Annotated in this window: 23 protein-coding genes and 2 tRNA genes; 12 read left to right on the top strand and 13 right to left on the bottom strand. The window is 55.0% G+C overall.

Annotated elements, in window-relative coordinates; genetic code table 11:
* The first annotated feature begins 59 nt into the window (after positions 1 to 59).
* The 7 genes from mpgS to A3L10_RS04670 all read left to right on the top strand — a co-directional run bounded on the left by mpgS (position 60) and on the right by A3L10_RS04670 (position 6,300).
* On the top strand, positions 60 to 1,241 hold the full coding sequence (gene mpgS / locus A3L10_RS04700) for a mannosyl-3-phosphoglycerate synthase (protein ID WP_088866604.1): 1,182 nt from the start codon (positions 60 to 62) through the stop codon (positions 1,239 to 1,241).
* A 2-nt stretch (positions 1,242 to 1,243) separates the two neighbouring features.
* The gene (gene mpgP, locus A3L10_RS04695; RefSeq protein WP_088866603.1) at positions 1,244 to 1,975 is read left to right on the top strand and encodes a mannosyl-3-phosphoglycerate phosphatase; all 732 of its coding nucleotides are present in this window, start codon (positions 1,244 to 1,246) and stop codon (positions 1,973 to 1,975) included.
* Positions 1,972 to 3,354, top strand: a complete 1,383-nt coding sequence (locus tag A3L10_RS04690) for a mannose-1-phosphate guanylyltransferase/mannose-6-phosphate isomerase (RefSeq protein ID WP_088866602.1) — start codon at positions 1,972 to 1,974, stop codon at positions 3,352 to 3,354. The genes mpgP and A3L10_RS04690 overlap by 4 nt, the downstream gene beginning before the upstream one ends.
* The gene (locus A3L10_RS04685) at positions 3,354 to 3,782 is read left to right on the top strand and encodes a hypothetical protein (RefSeq protein ID WP_088866601.1); all 429 of its coding nucleotides are present in this window, start codon (positions 3,354 to 3,356) and stop codon (positions 3,780 to 3,782) included. The genes A3L10_RS04690 and A3L10_RS04685 overlap by 1 nt, the downstream gene beginning before the upstream one ends.
* A 10-nt stretch (positions 3,783 to 3,792) precedes the next feature.
* Entirely contained in the window at positions 3,793 to 5,160 is a 1,368-nt protein-coding gene (gene glmM / locus A3L10_RS04680) for a phosphoglucosamine mutase (protein WP_088866600.1), read from the top strand.
* Between the two features lie 64 nt (positions 5,161 to 5,224).
* A complete protein-coding gene (locus tag A3L10_RS04675) occupies positions 5,225 to 5,707 on the top strand; it encodes a permease (RefSeq protein WP_088866599.1) in 483 nt (160 codons plus the stop codon).
* A complete protein-coding gene (locus A3L10_RS04670) occupies positions 5,704 to 6,300 on the top strand; it encodes a permease (protein WP_088866598.1) in 597 nt (198 codons plus the stop codon). The genes A3L10_RS04675 and A3L10_RS04670 overlap by 4 nt, the downstream gene beginning before the upstream one ends.
* Before the next feature lie 9 nt (positions 6,301 to 6,309).
* On the opposite strand, the gene A3L10_RS04665 is transcribed toward A3L10_RS04670, so the two are convergent.
* The 7 genes from A3L10_RS04665 to A3L10_RS04635 all read right to left on the bottom strand — a co-directional run bounded on the left by A3L10_RS04665 (position 6,310) and on the right by A3L10_RS04635 (position 9,662).
* The gene (locus A3L10_RS04665; protein ID WP_088179984.1) at positions 6,310 to 7,110 is read right to left on the bottom strand and encodes a proteasome assembly chaperone family protein; all 801 of its coding nucleotides are present in this window, start codon (positions 7,108 to 7,110) and stop codon (positions 6,310 to 6,312) included.
* Between the two features lies 1 nt (position 7,111).
* Positions 7,112 to 7,291 carry an RNA-protein complex protein Nop10 gene (locus A3L10_RS04660; RefSeq protein ID WP_088179985.1) on the bottom strand — a complete coding sequence of 60 codons (180 nt, stop codon included), beginning with the start codon at positions 7,289 to 7,291 and terminating at the stop codon, positions 7,112 to 7,114.
* Positions 7,288 to 8,115, bottom strand: coding sequence for a translation initiation factor IF-2 subunit alpha (locus A3L10_RS04655; protein WP_088866597.1), 828 nt, complete (start codon positions 8,113 to 8,115; stop codon positions 7,288 to 7,290). Before A3L10_RS04655 ends, A3L10_RS04660 begins: the two co-directional genes overlap by 4 nt.
* A 102-nt stretch (positions 8,116 to 8,217) precedes the next feature.
* On the bottom strand, positions 8,218 to 8,415 hold the full coding sequence (locus A3L10_RS04650) for a 30S ribosomal protein S27e (RefSeq protein ID WP_012571194.1): 198 nt from the start codon (positions 8,413 to 8,415) through the stop codon (positions 8,218 to 8,220).
* Between the two features lie 3 nt (positions 8,416 to 8,418).
* Positions 8,419 to 8,703: a 50S ribosomal protein L44e gene (locus A3L10_RS04645; RefSeq protein ID WP_014012391.1), complete on the bottom strand. Its 285-nt coding sequence runs from the start codon at positions 8,701 to 8,703 to the stop codon at positions 8,419 to 8,421.
* A gap of 123 nt (positions 8,704 to 8,826) precedes the next feature.
* Positions 8,827 to 9,420 carry a lysine exporter LysO family protein gene (locus A3L10_RS04640; protein ID WP_088866596.1) on the bottom strand — a complete coding sequence of 198 codons (594 nt, stop codon included), beginning with the start codon at positions 9,418 to 9,420 and terminating at the stop codon, positions 8,827 to 8,829.
* On the bottom strand, positions 9,417 to 9,662 hold the full coding sequence (locus tag A3L10_RS04635; RefSeq protein ID WP_088866595.1) for a LysO family transporter: 246 nt from the start codon (positions 9,660 to 9,662) through the stop codon (positions 9,417 to 9,419). Before A3L10_RS04635 ends, A3L10_RS04640 begins: the two co-directional genes overlap by 4 nt.
* A gap of 189 nt (positions 9,663 to 9,851) precedes the next feature.
* On the opposite strand from A3L10_RS04635, the gene A3L10_RS04630 reads away from it, so the two are divergent.
* Entirely contained in the window at positions 9,852 to 11,051 is a 1,200-nt protein-coding gene (locus tag A3L10_RS04630; RefSeq protein ID WP_088866594.1) for a pyridoxal phosphate-dependent aminotransferase, read from the top strand.
* Positions 11,052 to 11,176: 125 nt separating this feature from the next.
* Here the strand turns inward: A3L10_RS04630 and A3L10_RS04625 are convergent, their stop codons facing one another.
* From A3L10_RS04625 to A3L10_RS04610, 4 genes are all read right to left on the bottom strand, one after another.
* Positions 11,177 to 11,566, bottom strand: a complete 390-nt coding sequence (locus A3L10_RS04625; protein ID WP_157726893.1) for a hypothetical protein — start codon at positions 11,564 to 11,566, stop codon at positions 11,177 to 11,179.
* Positions 11,527 to 11,931, bottom strand: coding sequence for a hypothetical protein (locus A3L10_RS04620; RefSeq protein WP_088866592.1), 405 nt, complete (start codon positions 11,929 to 11,931; stop codon positions 11,527 to 11,529). The genes A3L10_RS04625 and A3L10_RS04620 overlap by 40 nt, the downstream gene beginning before the upstream one ends.
* A 143-nt stretch (positions 11,932 to 12,074) precedes the next feature.
* The gene (locus A3L10_RS04615) at positions 12,075 to 13,334 is read right to left on the bottom strand and encodes a hypothetical protein (RefSeq protein ID WP_157726891.1); all 1,260 of its coding nucleotides are present in this window, start codon (positions 13,332 to 13,334) and stop codon (positions 12,075 to 12,077) included.
* Between the two features lie 184 nt (positions 13,335 to 13,518).
* Positions 13,519 to 13,722 (bottom strand): MoaD/ThiS family protein, encoded by a 204-nt coding sequence (locus A3L10_RS04610; protein ID WP_088179992.1) that lies wholly within the window; start codon positions 13,720 to 13,722, stop codon positions 13,519 to 13,521.
* 175 nt (positions 13,723 to 13,897) lie between these two features.
* On the opposite strand from A3L10_RS04610, the gene A3L10_RS04605 reads away from it, so the two are divergent.
* From A3L10_RS04605 to A3L10_RS04590, 4 genes are all read left to right on the top strand, one after another.
* Positions 13,898 to 13,983 (top strand) — tRNA-Ser (locus A3L10_RS04605).
* 21 nt (positions 13,984 to 14,004) lie between these two features.
* Positions 14,005 to 14,079, top strand: a tRNA-Cys gene (locus A3L10_RS04600).
* 214 nt (positions 14,080 to 14,293) lie between these two features.
* Positions 14,294 to 15,562 (top strand): Nre family DNA repair protein, encoded by a 1,269-nt coding sequence (locus A3L10_RS04595; RefSeq protein ID WP_088866590.1) that lies wholly within the window; start codon positions 14,294 to 14,296, stop codon positions 15,560 to 15,562.
* A gap of 65 nt (positions 15,563 to 15,627) precedes the next feature.
* Entirely contained in the window at positions 15,628 to 16,749 is a 1,122-nt protein-coding gene (locus A3L10_RS04590; RefSeq protein ID WP_088866589.1) for an alkaline phosphatase family protein, read from the top strand.
* A gap of 69 nt (positions 16,750 to 16,818) precedes the next feature.
* Here the strand turns inward: A3L10_RS04590 and A3L10_RS04585 are convergent, their stop codons facing one another.
* Both A3L10_RS04585 and A3L10_RS04580 read right to left on the bottom strand, forming a co-directional pair.
* Positions 16,819 to 17,466 (bottom strand): 30S ribosomal protein S7, encoded by a 648-nt coding sequence (locus tag A3L10_RS04585; RefSeq protein ID WP_088179996.1) that lies wholly within the window; start codon positions 17,464 to 17,466, stop codon positions 16,819 to 16,821.
* 5 nt (positions 17,467 to 17,471) lie between these two features.
* Entirely contained in the window at positions 17,472 to 17,915 is a 444-nt protein-coding gene (locus tag A3L10_RS04580) for a 30S ribosomal protein S12 (RefSeq protein WP_014788295.1), read from the bottom strand.
* Positions 17,916 to 17,919: the final 4 nt, after the last annotated feature.

Raw genomic sequence — 17,919 nt, 5'->3', positions numbered from 1 at the left:
TCCCAAATTTTTTACGGGGTTTCCTTTTCATCTTCGAAAATTATCAAGGGGTGGTTGAATTGCTTTTGGAGGCTCCGGTTTACAAGGAGCTGTTTGGAGCGGTTGAGATTTACGAGGTTCAGAAGGTCATCAAGCTGGACACTCAGACGCGAGACGTGGGGAGCTTTACCGTCACGAACGTGCCCCGCGAGGACATCTATGGAACTCTTGAAGACATCGCGATAGTCGTCCCGATGAAGAACGAGAAGCTCCAGCTTGTCGACGGTGTTCTGAAGGCCATACCGCACCAGTGCCCGATAATAATCGTCTCGAACAGCAAGAGGAAGGGGCCGAACCTCTTCAAGCAGGAGGTTGACCTCGTAAAGCACTTCTACAACCTCACACACTCGCGCATAATAATGGTCCACCAGAAGGACGTGGGGGTCGCCGAGGCCTTCCGCGAGGTGGGATACACGGACATCCTCGACGAAAACGGAAGCGTGCGGAGTGGGAAAGGTGAGGGGATGCTTATAGGAATCCTCCTGGCGAAGGCTATAGGGGCCAAGTACGTGGGCTTCGTTGATGCCGACAACTACATTCCCGGCTCCGTCAACGAGTACGTGAAGGACTACGCGGCTGGCTTTCTGATGAGCGAGAGCGAATACGCGATGGTTCGCCTGAGCTGGCGCCACAAGCCCAAGGTCAGCACGAAGGGGCTGTACTTCAGAAAGTGGGGCCGCGTGAGCGAGATAACGAACCGCTACATGAACGCCCTCTTCGGCGTGGCCACGAACTTCGAGACGAACATCATAGTGACCGGAAACGCCGGCGAGCACGCGATGAGCATAAAGCTGGCCGAGATAATGCCGTTCTCGACGGGCTACTCGATAGAACCCTTTGAGCTGGTGTACCTCTTCGAGACCTTCGGAAGGTGGGGAGAGGACCCTCACACGGACGTTTACGACCAAGGGGTAGAGGTGTTCCAGATAGAAACGCTGAACCCCCACCTGCACGAGGACAAGGGGCAGGAGCACGTCGTTAACATGATTCTCAGCTCCCTGGGGACGATATACCACTCCAAGCTGGCGACGGAATCCATGAGGAACCAGATACTGAAGGAGCTTCGCCTCCACGGTCTCCTGGGTGAGAACGAGGAACCGCCGAGTCCGAGGATCATGCCCCCCATAGAGAACATAGACGTGAACCGGTGGATGGAGACCCTGGAGGACAACGCCGAAACGCTCCTTCGCTTCGAGGTGTGACGATGAGGGTGCTCTTCCTCGACCTCGACAGAACACTGCTCGGCGACGACTACTCCCCCGAACCGGCCGGACCGGTCCTTAAATCACTTCTCGAGGCGGGCTTTGAGGTCGTGCTCAACTCCTCGAAGACCCTCGCGGAGCAGGAGTACTACAGGAAGGCCTGGGGGCTGAAGGGCCCGTTCATAGTCGAGAACGGAAGTGCCATCGTGATTCCCGAGGGCTACTTCCCCTTCGAGGTCAACGGAAGGAAGCGGGGGGAATACGTTATCATCGAGCTGGGGGAGGAATACGACCGGATAAAGGCTGCCCTCGATGGTCTCGCAGGGGAATACGGCCTCAAGTACTACGGCAACTGCACGCTCGCAGAGGTCATGGCCTTCACGGGACTCCCGGAGAGCCTGGCGAGGCTGGCGATGGAGCGCGGTTACAGCGAGACGATATTCAAGTGGGAAAGCTCAGGTTTCGAGGAAGTGCTTGAGAGCATGGGCCTGAGGGTGTCGAGGGGCAGCAGGTTCCTGGGCGTTACAGGGGACACCGACAAGGGGCGGGCCGCAGTGGAGCTGCTGAACCTCTACTCCTGCCTGGAGCGGGTTGAGAGCTACGCTTTGGGGGACGGGGAGAACGATTTCCCTCTCCTGGACGTCGTTGACCATCCGTTCATCGTTGGAAGCCTCAGACATCGGAGGGCTAAAAATATAAGCTCTGTCGTCGAACTACTGGAGGTGGTGTTATGAAGACGCTGATTCTTGCCGGGGGAAAGGGAACGAGGCTCTGGCCCCTCAGCAGGGAGCTGATGCCCAAGCAGTTCATAAGGATGTTCGACGAGTACTCCCTCTTCCAGAAAACCGTCCAGAGGGCGCTTACCTTTTCAAAGCCCGAGGAGATTTTCGTGGTCACCAACGATATGTACCGCTTCCGCGTTCTCGACGACCTGCGGGAGCTGGGCCTGGAGCTGCCCGAGAACAACATCCTCCTCGAGCCCCAGGGAAAAAACACTCTGCCGGCTATATTCTGGGGAATAAAGAGAATCGAAGAGACCTTCGGAGACTCGATAGTCGCGGTGCTCCCCTCCGACCACCTGATAGAGGCCAACGAGAACTACGTAAAAGCCTTCAGAAACGCGGAGAAACTTGCTAGGAATTACCTCGTGACCTTCGGGATAAAGCCGACCAAGCCTCACACCGGCTACGGCTACATAAAGCCCGGGGAGAAGCTTGAGGGCGGCTATCTGGTGGCCGAGTTCAAGGAGAAGCCGGACCTTGAGACCGCGAAGCGCTACGTCGAGAACGGCTACTACTGGAACAGCGGCATGTTCATGTTCGACACGGAGGTTTTCACCGAGGAGGTGAAGAGGCACGCCCCCGATGTCTACGAGGCCTTTGAAACGGCGGAGAGCATCGAGAAGGCCTACGAGCTGGTTCCCGAGGTCTCGGTTGACTACGGCGTCATGGAGAAAACTGACAGGGCCGCGGTGGTTCCGCTCAACGCCTACTGGAACGACCTGGGCAGCTTCGACGCCATCTACGAGGTGATGGAGAAGGACGATAGTGGAAACGCCGTCAAGGTCGGCGGCAAGAAGGGCTATCACATCGGTGTTAACTCGCGCAACAACCTCGTGATGACGAGCCGCTTAACGGCCACGGTTGGTGTTGATGATTTGATAATCATAGACACCGACGATGCTCTCCTCGTCGCCCACCGCGGCGAGGGACAGAGGGTGAAGGAGGTCTACAGGCGCCTCAAGGAGATGAACGATGAGCGTGTCATGGTCCACAGAACTGCATACAGGCCCTGGGGAAGCTACACGGTTCTGGAGGAGGGGGACCGCTACAAGATAAAGCGCCTCACCGTTCTGCCCGGCAAGAAGCTCTCCCTTCAGATGCACTATCACCGCTCGGAGCACTGGGTAGTGGTCAGGGGTACCGCAAAGGTCCGCGTCGGGGAGAAGGAAATCCTCCTCCGGCCGGGCGAGAGCACGTTCATACCCGCCGGCGTCATCCACAGGCTTGAGAACCCGGGCAAGGTAGTTCTTGAGGTCATCGAGACCCAGATCGGGGAGTACCTGGGTGAGGACGATATAGTCCGCTTTGCGGACGATTTCGGGAGGGAGTGATGATGGCTGAAGAAGCTGAAAAGAAGGAAAAGAAAGAGAAGGTCAAGAACTGTGGGGATGAGTGGGAGCGGTTCAGCAGCTCGATATCTTCCCTTTCGCTCAGTCTCCTGCCCACGCTGCTCTTCGTGCTCATAATGTCCTACATAATCGTCGTGGGCCTCCAGAACGCGGATATAACGTTCACGGTCCAGGGACAGGAGGTCACCATAACCTACCCGCAGATAAACATACCTGTGGACTACTCCGCCATAAAGAACGCGGTGATATACCTCTTCGCCGCGATACTGATCGGCATTCCCGTGCCTCTGCTTTCCGGCAAGTGGAAGCCGCTGAAAATACTCGTCTCTCTGATTCAGGCTGGGGCGTTCGTCTACGGGCTCTACATCTTCGTGATGATGATAATCAACTTTGCCAGTGCTCTAATGTGAGGTGATTGCAATGGGAAGGCTGTTCGGTACCTTCGGCGTCAGGGGGATAGCCAACGAAATGATAACCCCGGACTTTGCCCTCAGGATGGGCATGGCCTTCGGAACGATGCTCAAGCGCGAGGGGAGGGAGAAGCCCCTCGTAGTGGTCGGCATGGATACCCGCGTCAGCGGGGAGATGCTCAAGGGCGCTCTTATAAGCGGCCTTCTCAGCACCGGCTGCGACGTCATAGACGTCGGAATAGCCCCAACCCCTGCGATACAGTTCGCAACGGCACACTTCGGGGCCGACGGCGGTGCTGTGATAACCGCCTCCCACAACCCGCCCGAATACAACGGCATAAAACTGCTCGAACCCAACGGCATGGGGCTGAAGAAGGAGCGCGAAGCCGTCGTGGAGGAGGTTTTCTTCAAAGAGGACTTCGACAGGGCCAAGTGGGACGAGATAGGCGACGTCAGGAAGGAGGACGTCATCAAGCCCTACATCGAGGCGATAAAGGGCAGGGTTGACGTTGAGGCCATCAAAAAGCGGAGGCCCTTCGTGGTCGTGGACACATCCAACGGTGCCGGAAGCCTAACACTCCCCTACCTCCTTCGCGAGCTCGGCTGCAAGGTCGTCAGCGTCAACGCCCATCCGGACGGCCACTTCCCGGCCAGAAATCCCGAGCCGAACGAGGAGAACCTGAAGGGCTTCATGGAGATCGTGAAGGCCCTCGGTGCCGACTTTGGGGTTGCCCAGGACGGCGACGCCGACAGGGCGGTTTTCATAGACGAGAACGGCAGGTTCATACAGGGGGACAAGACCTTCGCTCTGGTTGCCGATGCAGTTCTGAGGGAGAACGGCGGTGGGCTTCTCGTCACGACGATAGCCACCTCCAACCTGCTGGATGACATAGCGAAGAGGAACAACGCGGAAGTCATGAGAACCAAGGTCGGCGACCTCATCGTTGCGAGGGCTCTCCTCGAGCACAACGGAACGATAGGAGGAGAGGAGAACGGTGGAGTAATTTTCCCAGACTTCGTCCTCGGCAGGGACGGGGCGATGACGGTGGCAAAGATAGTCGAGATCTTCGCGAAATCCGGCAAGAAGTTCAGCGAGCTGATTGACGAACTGCCGAAATACTACCAGTTCAAGACGAAAAGGAAAGTCGAAGGCGACAGAAAGGCGATAGTCTCCAGGGTCGCCGAGCTCGCTGAAAAGAGGGGCTACACTGTTGACACCACCGACGGCACTAAGGTGCTCTTCCCGGACGGCTGGGTTCTCGTCAGGGCCAGCGGAACGGAGCCGATAATCAGGGTCTTCAGCGAGGCAAAGAGCGAGGAGAAGGCTAAAGAGTACCTTGAGCTGGGATTGAGCCTTTTGGAAGCGGCACTGGGCTGATTATCCGATGCCGCCAGTTAGTTTTTTATAAAACTTTTTTCATGCTTCTCATGGTGGAAAAGCCATGAGCACGACTACTCTGTTTATAAACGTCCTAGCCCTCGTATGTCTCCTCGTCGGTTTCTGGAAGGACGAGGCCAAGGCGAGACGGGCCCTAAGGGTTGCCGCGAAGTCGTTCGTCAGGATTCTCCCAACGATGCTCGCCATAATCCTGATCATAGGGCTGATGTCCGGTTTTGTGCCGGAGAAGACAATCTCCGGGATCGTTGGAAATGAAGCAGGGCTGGTTGGTATTCTAACCGTTGCATTCCTCGGCGCAATACTGCACATCCCCTCCCTGATAGCCTTCCCCCTCGCGGCCTCGCTGCTTGAAAAGGGTGCCTCCGTGACCTCGGTTGCCGTCTTCATAACGACGCTGACTATGATCGGCTTCGTGACGTTGCCCCTCGAGATGAGAATCCTGGGGAATAAGCTGGCCCTGCTCAGGAACGCCCTCAGCTTCATCGTTGCGATCATTATCGGCCTTATCATGGGGGCGATTCTATGAAAGGAACACAGAAGGAAGGGCGGAAAAAAGGATTCATAAAGGACTTGATGTTTTTAGGCGCCACACTGGTCGTTGCGGTGGCTCTGCTGCTCATGTATCCGGATAAGAGGGAGCCGGTGATATCATCTTCGGCCGAGTTCTTCGTTGAGATGATCCTCATCCTGCCCGCTGTGATGGTCCTGATGGGGCTCTTTGCGGTGTTTGTGCCGGATGACCTGATCGTGAGATACCTCGGGGGGAACTCTGGGGTAAAAAGCATGCTGCTTGCGATATTCATCGGGGCCTTTCCAACGGGTCCGCTCTACGTGGCCTTCCCCATAGCGGCGTCCCTGCTCAAAAAAGGTGCCCGTGTTGCGAGTGTTATTGCCTTCCTCTCTGCCTGGGCGTGCATAAAGATTCCCCAGGAGCTGGTAGAACTCCAGTTCCTTGGCGCGGGGTTCATGCTGGCGAGACTCGCCCTCACGGTGGTCTTTGTGCTCGCTATGGGCTTACTCATAGAGCGGATTGTTGGCAGAGAACTGCGGGATGTACCGGGGATTCCCAATCCTGGGAAGCCTGAAGTTTCAAGCGGTCAAAAAGAATCGAAGAGATAAAGCGGAAAATCAGAGGTAGCCCCTGTCCTCCTCCTCGGGTGTGGGAGGCATCTGCTGCTCCAGCATGGCCCTCTGCATCTCCTGGACCTTCCTGAGTATCTCCTCGGTCTCCTTGGCGCGCTCCTCCAGGGCGGTCATGTCGAGCTCGAGGCCGAGTATCTTCGCCACCGCGAGGAGGACGGATTTTGCAGCCTTCGCATCAACGATATAGCCAAGGCTCTCGCCGAGCAGGCTTATCCCGTACATCGAGCGGAGCTTGCCCATGCCGAGCAGAAGGCCGGCGGCGCCGACTATCGCTCCCCCTTCGTCTTCGCGCCAGATAACCTCAATGCCGCAACCTTCCAGCTTTTTCTGGTAGTACTCAACGAGCTCTTCGTGGGTCACTGCGGCCAAAACCCTCGGTTCCCCCTGGAGCTCCGGCACCTGGTAGCCCCCCATTGTGATTATCTCGCGAACGCCAAACTCGTTGACGAAGTCCAGCATCTTCCCGACGACCTCGAAATGGCCGGGGCTGTCTGTGGGCGGAACCTGCTGGTCGCCGGTGATGATTATGATGTCCCTGCCGTTTTCGTCGGGGTTCTTCCAGTAGTAGAACTCGTTCTTCATCAGCTCGACGACGGAGTTCTTCTTGATGAGAACCTGGTGCATGAAGTGCGGTGAGTAGAGTTCCGCGAACTTGACCGCGTTGAGCTCCTGGATGAGGTGCTCGGCGGCGAGCTTTCCCACCAGCCCTATGCCGGGCAGCCCCTCGATGAAAACGGGGTCCCTGAGCTGGGGCCTCTCGTAGACGTGGATAACTGACTCCTTCATCTCAATCCCTCCCGACGATGCCCAGCTGCTCGCGCTTCAGCCTTCTCCTGTACTCGCCGTACGGGTCCTCCGGCGAGAAGCGCGGCGGATGGGCTACCTTTGTTTTAGCCCCACAGACTGGACAGGTTTCCTTGAGGGTGTAGCGCCCGCACTCGGGACACTTCCTTATGCGAAACCTCATGCCCCTCTCCTCTTTATCTTCTTGATTCTCTTCTCCTTCCGGATGAGCGTCGCTTCGCCGCCCGCTTCCTTTATGACGCGCAGTATCTCCTCGGCTATGTCCTCAAGAACCTCTTCGGCCTTGTAGTAGTCCGGGGCGGTTATGTCTATCCTGTACCTCGGCGCTCCCTGGTAGGAGAACTTGACCTCTATCTCCTTCTCCTCGTTGGCCCTGTCGCGGGCCCTTATCAGGGCTTCCTTGATGATTTCAACCCCGTTCGGGCTGGGCACGGTTATCTCAAACTCGGCGTCGATCGTAACGGTCGGAATCTCGACGTAGGCCTCGATTATCGGCCTCAGGGCCTCGGTCCACTCATCGCCGATGAGTCCCCTGAGAACGTCCATCCCGTTCTGGGCCGCGTCCTCGAAGGCGGCGTAAACCTCGCCGTACTCCTCCTCGAGGGGAACCCAGACCTCCCTCCAGGCCGTCTCGAAGTCCTTTCCTATTTTCTCGGCCGCCATCTTCAGCAGGTTCTCGGCCTTCTGGGCGCGCTTGTACTCCTGGAGCTTGGCCTTCCTCTGCTGCTGGTTGACGCGCTTGAGGCTCAGGTCGATGTGCCCCTTGCTCGGGTCGACGCGGATGACCTTGGCGACTATCTTCTGGCCCTCCTTCACGTAATCCCTGATGTTCTTGACCCAGGTGGAGGCGACCTCGCTTATGTGCATGAATCCTTCCTTGCCCGGATATTCGTCAAGCTTGAGGAACGCACCGTAAGGGTGAATGCTCTTAACAGTGGCAACCACAAACTCTCCCTCTTCGGGGTACTCCTTGGCTTTCCTCGGCATTTTAACCACCTCAAAATTTTCTCTGCCGGGGTAAGTTACGAAAAGAGGTATTTAAAGTTTAGCAGAAGCCTCCGGGAACGGAGGCAAAGGAAAGGAAAAGGTTCACTCGAGAACCTCGAGTATCTTGGCCTTTATGACGCCCTTTCCGCCGGTCGGCTCGACGAGGGTCGCGCCGCAGACGAGGCAGCGGACGGTGGTCGCCGGGTTGCTGAAGACTATCTGCTCGTTGCCGCAGTCTATGCACTTGACGCGGAGGAACCTGCTCCTCGGCATCGGGATGAGGTTCTTCGGGAGCGCCATGCTTCACACCTCCACCAGCTCGAACTTCTTAACGCGGAAGCCCTGTCCCCTGGTGTGGGCCTTGCCGCAGACGGTGCACCTGAAGCGGAGGTCGAGCTTCTTGACCGGCTTCTCCCTTCCGGCCGGGTTCGGCCTCGGGAAACCGCGGTAACCCTTCATGATCCTGCGGAAGCGCCTCTGGCCCTGGCTGAGCTCGCTCCTCGGTCTCTTCTTGACCTTCTCGACCTTGTGGATAGTGTGCTTCTTACAGTAGGGGCAGTAAGTCCTTATCTGCTTCGGATACTTCATTCTCTCACCTCCACGCAGAGGCCCGGTGGGTTCCTACTCGCCCCAGCCTCGGACACCCCCGAGCCGTGAGGCATGATAGTGCCTGCAAACCCCGGTAGCCGTGAGGCTTTAAAAAAGTTTTTCTCACCCGCCGGCCAACAGCTGGAGTATAAAGGGAACGACGAATGGCACCAGTGCGGTGAGGACGAAGCCGTGGACGAAGGCTATGAGCGCGACCTCGCTGCCCCCAAACTTCGTCATTATCGGTAGCGTCGTGTCCATCGTGGTTGCACCGCCCATGGAAACCGCCAGCTCCTTTCGCATCTTCCCGATAGCTACTGGGTACAGCAGAACGGTGAATATCTCCCTGGTGAGGTTGGCCAGGAAGCCGAGGGTGCCGTAGACGGCGGAGTACTGGGCGATCAGTGGTCCCGTGAGGCTGTACCAGCCGCAACCGGCAGCGACGGCAAGCCCCCACCTGAGCTCTATCCCCAGGAGAAGGGAGGCGGCGAGGCCACCGAGCAGGGAACCGAGGAGCGTCCCCAGAGGCAGCTTTATGGCGAGCCTTCCGAGCTTCCTAATCTCCGCAAGCCGGAAGCTCTGACCGAGGTCTATTCCGATTATCAGTATCAGCAGGTAGAGCATGACCTCGTAGAGGTTGCCGAATTCCGGGGCGTAGAAGTGGCCTGTGAGTATGCCGGTAATCAGAGCCACCAGAACGTAGACCAGAAACCTCATCCCCTTCCCCCCACTAGGAGAGCGATTCCAACGCTTCCCGCGATGGTCAGGGCCGCGAAGACGATGGATGAACTCAAGAGCCACAGGGCGTCTATCTTCACCTTCCCCGCCTCGACGCCCATGAAGAATATCAACAAGAGGAGTGCGATGCTCATGGGGGCATCAACGTTTACCCTGCGCTCTTTCCTGCGGAGGACGTAGCCTACGAGAACACCCGCGATAAGTGGGATGAAGATGTTCATGCAAAAACCTTCCTCTGAAGGTTAATAAACGTATCGAGGGGCTCGGTGGGTGTTCACGTCATCATGGTGCATCTCTTCAGCATGCTTGCTAGTCGTCATCGCCCGTAATCCGTTATCCTTGCTTCTTTTTAAACCTATGTGGGCAAAGCTTTTTACTACAAACCTCTCATCATTCAAATGGTGATCCACATGATTCGCGCATCCGAACGTGCTATGGGAATTGAGTACGCCATCAGGGACGTTGTTCTGCCTGCAAGGGAGCTTGAGAAGAAGGGAATAAAGGTCATCCGCCTCAACATAGGCGATCCGGGAAAATACGACTTCCAGCCGCCGAAGCACATGAGGGACGCTTACTGTAAGGCCATTCAGGACGGCCACAACTACTACGGCCCCAGCGAGGGGCTTCCGGAGCTTAGGGAGGCCATAGTCTCGAGGGAGAAGAGGAAGAACGGTGTTGATATAACGCCCGAGGACGTTCGCGTTACTGCGGCCGTTACCGAGGCTCTACAGTTCATATTCGGCGCCCTTCTCAACCCGGGGGACAACATCCTCGTCCCGAGTCCCAGCTACCCGCCTTACGTTGGCCTCGTCAAGTTCTACGGCGGAATCGCCAACGAGTATCTGACTGTTGAGGAGAACGGATGGCAGCCGGACATAGACGACATGAGGAAGAAAATTAACGAGAGAACAAAGGCCATAGCGGTCATCAATCCCAACAACCCAACGGGAGCGCTCTACGAGAAGAAAACCGTGAGGGAGATACTCGATTTGGCCGGCGAGTACGACCTTCCGGTCATCAGCGACGAGATATACGACCTTATGACCTACGAGGGGCAACACGTTTCCCCCGGTTCGCTCACGAAGGATGTCCCCGTTATAGTCATGAACGGCATGTCCAAGGTCTACTTCGCCACCGGCTGGCGCCTCGGCTACTTCTACTACATTGATCCTGAAAACAAGCTCGCCGAAGTCAAAGAGGCTATAGACAAGATGGCCAGGATACGGCTGTGTCCCAACACCCCAGCCCAGTTCGCCGCGGTAGCCGGCCTAACAGGGCCGATGGACTACCTCGATGAGTACATGGGCAAGCTCAAGGAGAGGAGAGACTACATCTACAAGCGCCTCACGGAGATTCCGGGGATAAGCACCACCAAGCCCCAGGGAGCGTTCTACATCTTCCCGCGCATTGAGGAGCGCTCGAAGTGGAAGAACGACAAGGAGTTCGTCCTCGACGCCCTCAACGAGGCCCACGTGCTCTTCGTCCACGGCTCGGGCTTTGGATACGCCGGCGAGTGGCACTTCAGGATAGTCTTCCTGCCGCCGGTTGAGATACTCGAGGAGGCCATGAACAACTTCGAGGCCTTCATGAGGAAGAGGCTTGGGGCCTGAAGCCCCTTTATTCTTAACTTTGGATAAGGAAACAACATTTGTTGGAATAAGTGGCTCCAAGGTAAGAAGACTGGAATTTTTCTGATAACGATTCCTCGACTCTCTGACTCTTTCACTGTCCAAAATCACCACAGGCTGAGTATTTTGTATGCCCTCACCCCATTGGTAGTCTGAACGTAAACGATATTTCCTTCGAGTTTCACATTTATCGGTCGCTCCCACTCCCCAAATTCCTTGCAGGCGATTTTGATCAGCCTACCTGAGGTAAAAACACAGACCCCATTCCTCTCATTTCCAATCTCATCGTGAAGATAGTACGCAACAGCCACGTATTTTTCGTTAATGTCAAGCGGCAATCTAACGCCGAGCGGATGACCTTCAATATTGGCAACTTCTTTTCTCTTCACATCATCTCCACTTATGAGGTACAAGAATGCCTTCGTCTCTCCGGAGAAGGTTCCAACACTGTAATACCCTAGAGTGACGTATATCCTGTTATCGACGAGTGCCTCCACCATTTAAGGCTCAGATTGTAATCAAACAATGCCGCATTAATCCCCACTGCAGGGTCGCCAAGGTAATACGAATAAACAAAGACTCCCTCAGGAATACAAAAGAAGTGTTTCCCAAAAAATCCTTTAAGAGTTATGTTGGCTTCCTTCTCTTTAAAAGAAAGTGTAAAGTTTACAAAATGATCAAGTTGGTATTGGTAGTATTCTGCTTTCACTTGAAGGTTTGAGGGACACGGTAGGAATCTCAGGTTGCTATTCTCGAAAGATAATCCTTTTGCGTTTGTATTGATTAGTAGCCCCTTGGGAGAAAAATAAAACAAGAGCAGGAAAATAAATACCAAAATTATTGCTTTCTTCTTTTTGTTCATGCTTTGTCACCACTTTACTATCCACCTTGAGCCACACTGACTCCCATACTCTTCCTGAGTACAAACCACAAAATTCTGGGACCTCGATGCGTCAGGAGCAAAGCATCCTCCACAATGCCTATTTGCCCACTTGCAGGTACTTCCTACGTCTCGTTCTTACAGCAGGCTAACCATGGTGTATTTATATACAACTTGTAATACTCGTAATAATGAGAGACATCTGGATCGGATAATGGTTTTAGTCTGTAATTAATGATCCAACACCCGTTATTGTTACATTCTACTTGCCATATTATATTGCTTTCTTGATAATTCCCTGTTTCTGGGTTGTATGCTATTCCTACGTAAAACAACTTAACTTGTATTGAACCTATGTATGGCAATGCTGAATGTAGCCATACTGCCTGATCCCAATATTTCTTGAAATCTGTATCGGTTGAAGGGAAGTCGTATGTACAGTATTCTCCCCAATAAGTGTCATTTCGAGGGGATAAGCTTTCATAGATCCCCACCCATACTGCAACTGGATAAAAATACTTATAATAAACATGTGGAGCCGATGAGGCATATTTGGGGTCGCTAACTCCAGGCAGTGGTGGACTGGTTCCATATAAATTGCAATAAATGCTATAGCAACTGTCTCCTTGTGCGATTCCACCAAAGTTTATTGCCAATGGTTCTATTCCGGTGGCACTTGCTATTAGCGTCTGCTTTCGTCCGGTTTCTTTGAGTGTTTGCATGGTTTGTAGTTTTTCTTTCTCTTCTGCGAATTTGTAGATTTCACTCCAGAGTTTTTCTCTTTTGTCCAGCAGGGTGAAGATTTCATTGATGGTCTCTTCGGTGTAGTTCCCGGCTTCAACTTTCTTAAGCAGTTCTCTCATCCGCATGTCCGTTTGAACGACCTCTGTAAACGTCAGCTCCGCCGCCTGCCGGTAGTATGCTATGAACCACTCCAAGTCAACATCAGCCCTCACCGGATGAACTTTTTTAACGTGCTCTTGGACGATGGTGCTCTCTGGAGGCAGTTTATAATAGAGAATTTTTCTCCCGTAAGGTGTTTGCACGGTGTAATTCTGGACTAACTGGAGGCTGAGCTTTTGGCGTTCGAGGTACTTCAGCTCGTTGGTGAGTAGTCTGATCTCATCTTTCAGCTTCACGATTTCGAAGAGGACGCTTGTGTTTTTAGTGGCGCTCCATTCCTTGTAAAGAGTTTTGAGTTCCAATTTCTTCTGTCCAATGGTGTTAGTCAGGTTTGTGATGTTCGCTGTGAGGTTATTTAGAAGGACGTTAACGTCGATACAGGAGCAGTCCTGACAGGTTGTCTGGGCTTGACTGGTGGTTTGTGTTGCTTTCGCTTTGACGGTTTGAACGCCGCTCAGGAGGAGAAGTCCAAGGAGGAGCATCGTTACCCACTTTCGCATTCGCCCCCCCAAAGAGGTTGTCAACCACAATTATCAAAAGCAGTATATAACACTTTCGCGCATCTTTGGTATAACTATTGAAGTATACCTTGTTGGGTATCGTTCAAAAAACATGAAGAGTATCTTTACTCAGTAATAAAAAATATATGACAAGCTGTGCACCCGTTTATCCTCCCGAGACCACTGGAATAACCTCGACGTAGTCTCCGTCTTTGAGGTTCTCATCCTCGAGGGCAACGCGGCCGTTCAGTTTGGCTATGGCGCTCTCCGTGTTGAAGCCTATCTCGTGGAGCAGGTCGGAGACCTTCATGCCCTTTCGCCATTCCACTTCCCTCTCGATGCCTCTGCCAAGGACCTTTACCCTGATCATCGCTCACCACCGGCTCGATGTTGCCCATCTTCCTTTATAAACCGAGCGGCCGCACCGCTCGGTGCCGGGCCAGTCTCTCAGCCCGAAGGGAGCGGAGCGCATTGGCCGTTCATGGGGAGTCTCGTCCAAAAAACTTAAAAACCCTCCCCGGCTCATATAACCTGGGCACTGGAGTGCCGCGGTAGCCTAGCCTGGTAGGGCGCCGGCCTGCTAAGCCGGTGGCCGTTGGCCACAGGGGTTCAAATCCCCTCCGCGGCGCCAAAATCTTTCTGGGATTCAAATGCCGGGATAGCCTAGAGGTGAGGCGGTGGACTGCAGATCCGCTTTACGGGGGTTCGAATCCCCCTCCCGGCTCCATAACAAACTTTTGCAGGGCAAAAGTCTGATCAAAAGTTGTGATTCCTTTTTGAGGTGCCTCTCTGAGAGTGAATTCCTGCTTGAAATTCTTGTTGAGATTGCAAGCCTTTTCTCAGTTGGCTTTTCGGGAGGAATCACAAACTTTGATGAAACTTTGCCCAGCAAAGTTTCCTAGGGAACAAACCATAAATACCTCCCCGCTTACCTACCTTCGATGAGTGCCCCGGTCTTCAACTCGAAACTCTGTGCGATCTGCAAGGGCAGAAAGCTCCTCTGTGGCAGGCCAACCTGTCCGATTCTTGAGAGGTTTAGAGTAGCCCGCACCGTCGAACAGAGACTGAACAAACGCCACCTCTTCGGCTCCTCACCGCCGAGTATCTTCGTTGGTGAGTACGGTTATCCCAAGGTCCGCATAGGACCCCTGGTGCCCCCTATTGAGGGAAACACCAGTCACCTCGACAGTCCGATGAAGTGGGAGGACAAGACGATAAGGGACATCCTCTACTATCGTTCGCTTCTCGTCATGGGTGAGACGAAGGCTGACGTCCACGTGAGGCGGAGCGGTAGAATCCTCGGCGAGGTTCAGGAGCTGGCGATGTCGATAAAGCCCGTTGACAGCGAGGTACTCCTCAAGAGGAAGCCGGTTCTCAAAGTCCTTCCGAGTGAGTTTGCACCGCCTATCGGGCCGAAGGCCGAGCTCCTCGATTTCGAACTCACTGAGAACCCCAAGATTCCGAGGAGGACGGACTACGTCGTGAGTGATGAGCTGAAGGCGGAAGCGGCTATAATGCGCCTATACAACTGGGGCTTCGACGAGTACTACATCATAAGGCTCCTCTCCGCGGGTCTTCTGGGCCTGGACAAGAGGCTCGTCCCAACGAGGTGGAGCATTACAGCCGTTCAAGACACCATTGGAAAGAACCTGCGGCGTGAGATTCTGCACAACCCGGAGATAAACGACTACGAGGTTTACTTCTACCGGTTCATGGGCAACCGCTACGCGGTTCTCCTGATGCCGGAGCCTTACGCCTTCGAACTCCTTGAGGTCTGGCTTAAGGGCTCGCTCTTCGGTGCGAGCGAGCCGAGTGTAATCCACGACTACGAGGACTTCCGCGGGAGGAAGGAGTACGTCAAGGAGACCGCCGGTGCCTATCATGCCGCCCGTTTGAGCGTTCTCGAAGCCCTCAGGGCAAGGAGGAGGCAGGCGAGAGCGGTCGTCTTCCGTGAGGTTACCCCCGAGTACTACGCACCGGTCGGCGTCTGGCAGATTCGCCTCGGGGTGAAGAAGGCGATGGGCAACTTGATCGGACGCTTCGAGACGCTCAACGAGGCCCTCGATGCCATAAAGAGGCGCCTTGAGCATCCCTTCGAGAAATACCTTGCGAGAAGCTACATCCTCGGAAGCCTCGCGAGACAGAAAACTTTGGACGAGTGGCTCGGAAAGAATTTATACCGCCTCGGCGGAGAGAAACCCGGTGGATGATGACCACTCCATCCCACTGAATGTGATGAGTGCACGTCAGGCTGACACCACCTGGAGGTTTCGAAATGCGGAAGAAGCTGGCCCTCATAAGTCTCGACGGAAACGGGGTCTACAACCTTGGTCACATGCCCTTCCTCAGTGAGCTGGCGGAAAACGGTGATTTTGCCATCGTTGATTCCATCTTCCCAACGCTCACCGACCTAGTTCACACGAGCGTCATGACCGGTGTGTGGCCGAGAGACCACGGCGTCGTTGAGAACGGCTACTACGACCGCCTCGCTGACAGGAAGGTCAATTTCTACGACTACGAAATAGCGTTCAACCCCCACAGGGTCATTAAGGCTCAAACGGTGGTTGATATTCTCCGTGCCAGGGGCGTTAGAACAGCCAGCGTCTCCGGATACACCATGCCACCCTTCAGCGGCACCGACGTGAGGATTTTTCCTCCCTTCTTCTCAAGCGACAAGATGTACCGTCAACACGGGAGGGACTGGAGGAAGGACGTCTGGGTTCTCAGCTCCGCTCTGTACCTCTACGAGGAGTGCAGACCGGACCTGTTGCTCGTCCACTTTGCCTCGATTGACGGCATGAGCCACGACCACGGGCCATTGAGCGAGGGGGTGCTGAAGGCCGTCGAGACGGTTGATACCGCCGTCAGAACCCTCTGGGAGAGGCTGAAGGACGAATACGCCTTCATAATCTTTGCGGACCATGGACAGGAGGAGGTTCACACCTGGGTGAACCTGAGGACCTACCTGAGAAAGCACGGGATAGAGACGCTCCGCGTTTCCTCCGGTGGCGGGGTTCACGTGTACCTCAGGAATCCGAACGATGCCGAGGAGGCATTTGAAACCCTCAGGAAGGCACCGGGAGTTAAGGCCGTCTTCTTCCGCGAGGATCTGCCGCACCTCAACACCCCGAACAGCGGGGAGCTGATAGTCTCAGCAAAGCCCGGCTACTGGTTCTGCTCCCACAGGATGTGCAAGGGCATAAAGGGAGTGAGCCACTGGGTTAGGGGGATGCACGGCTCGATGAACGAACCGGTTCTGAGAGTCCCACTGATCCTTTGGGGGTTTGAGAAGGTTAATCTTGAAAACCCTTCGCTTATGGACATAGCGCCAACGATTTTAGGGTTCTTTGGAATAGAGAAGCCTGGGAACATGGTGGGGAAGAGCTTAATTGGATAACCCCGCGGGTTACACAGTTACGCCAGAACAAAGGAGAATAGTAGAAAAGAGTGGGGGGGTTTCCAGTCCTCAGCGTGAGGACTGGGCGATCCTCTCGATCTCTTCCTTCTTGCTGTAAGCGAAGCTCTTCGGGTCCTTGTTGGCCGCAGCGATTATCTCCTCGGCAAGGGCCTGGGCGTAGCTGGTCTTGTTCCTGTAGCACTTGGCGCTCGCTCCGAGAGCGATGTTCTTGAGGGCTATGTCGAGCCTCCTGAGCGGGGCAACGTCAACGGCCATGTGGTAGCGGATTCCACCGAAGGCGATGGTGGTCGTGTCCTCTCTCGGGGCGGAGTTCTCGAGGGCCCTGACGAGAACCTGAATCGGGTTCTGCTTGGTTCTCCTCTCGATGATCATGAAGGCCTCCTTGACGACCTCGTAGGCCTTCATCTTCTTGCTCATGAGCGAGCGGTGCTCCCTTCTCATGAAGTGGCCGCCGACCTTGTGGCCGCTGGCGCCGCTGCGCATGACCTTGTTGATGAGCCTCTCGACGATGTGAACCTGGGCCTTTCCAAAGGACTTCTTGGCGTGTCTTCCGTGGCTGTGCGGGAGGATTCTCGCGTCGAGGTTTATGTAGGGCCTGAGTGACGGGTCGTTCACGACGACGTCCTCAACGCTCCACCTGCCCATGACCTTGAGCTCCTTCGGCTGGTAAAAGCGCTCGGTGATTGCCTTGGCCATTCACTTCACCTCCTCGGCTTCTCCTTCCTTCCCTTGACGAGCTCCTTGAGGGAGACCCTGTTGACCTTGACGACCTTGTACCTGATTCCCGGGATATCACCCATGGAACCACCCTTGGGACCGCCGATTCCCTCGATGATGACCTCGTCGTGCTCGTCTATGTGGTTGATGGCACCGTCACCGGGGGTGAAGGCGGTAACGACCTTACCGTTCTTGATGAGCTGAACACGGACTGCCTTACGCATAGCGGAGTTCGGCTGCTTTGCCTCAACGGCTATCTTCTCAAGGACTATTCCCTTGGCCTGCGGAGCGCCCTCGAGCGGGTCGCTCTTCTCCTTGAGGCGGAGAACCCTTCTCTTGTACCTTATGTCACTCCAGCGGAACTTCTTTCTCTTGAGCTTGAGCTTCCTACCGGCAAACTCTCCATACGGGGCCTTCTTTCCAGGCATGAGC

This window comes from Thermococcus radiotolerans, assembly GCF_002214565.1.
Classification (GTDB): domain Archaea; phylum Methanobacteriota_B; class Thermococci; order Thermococcales; family Thermococcaceae; genus Thermococcus; species Thermococcus radiotolerans.
Note: the sequence above shows the minus strand (reverse complement) of the source record. Positions and strands in the feature narration are given on the sequence as shown.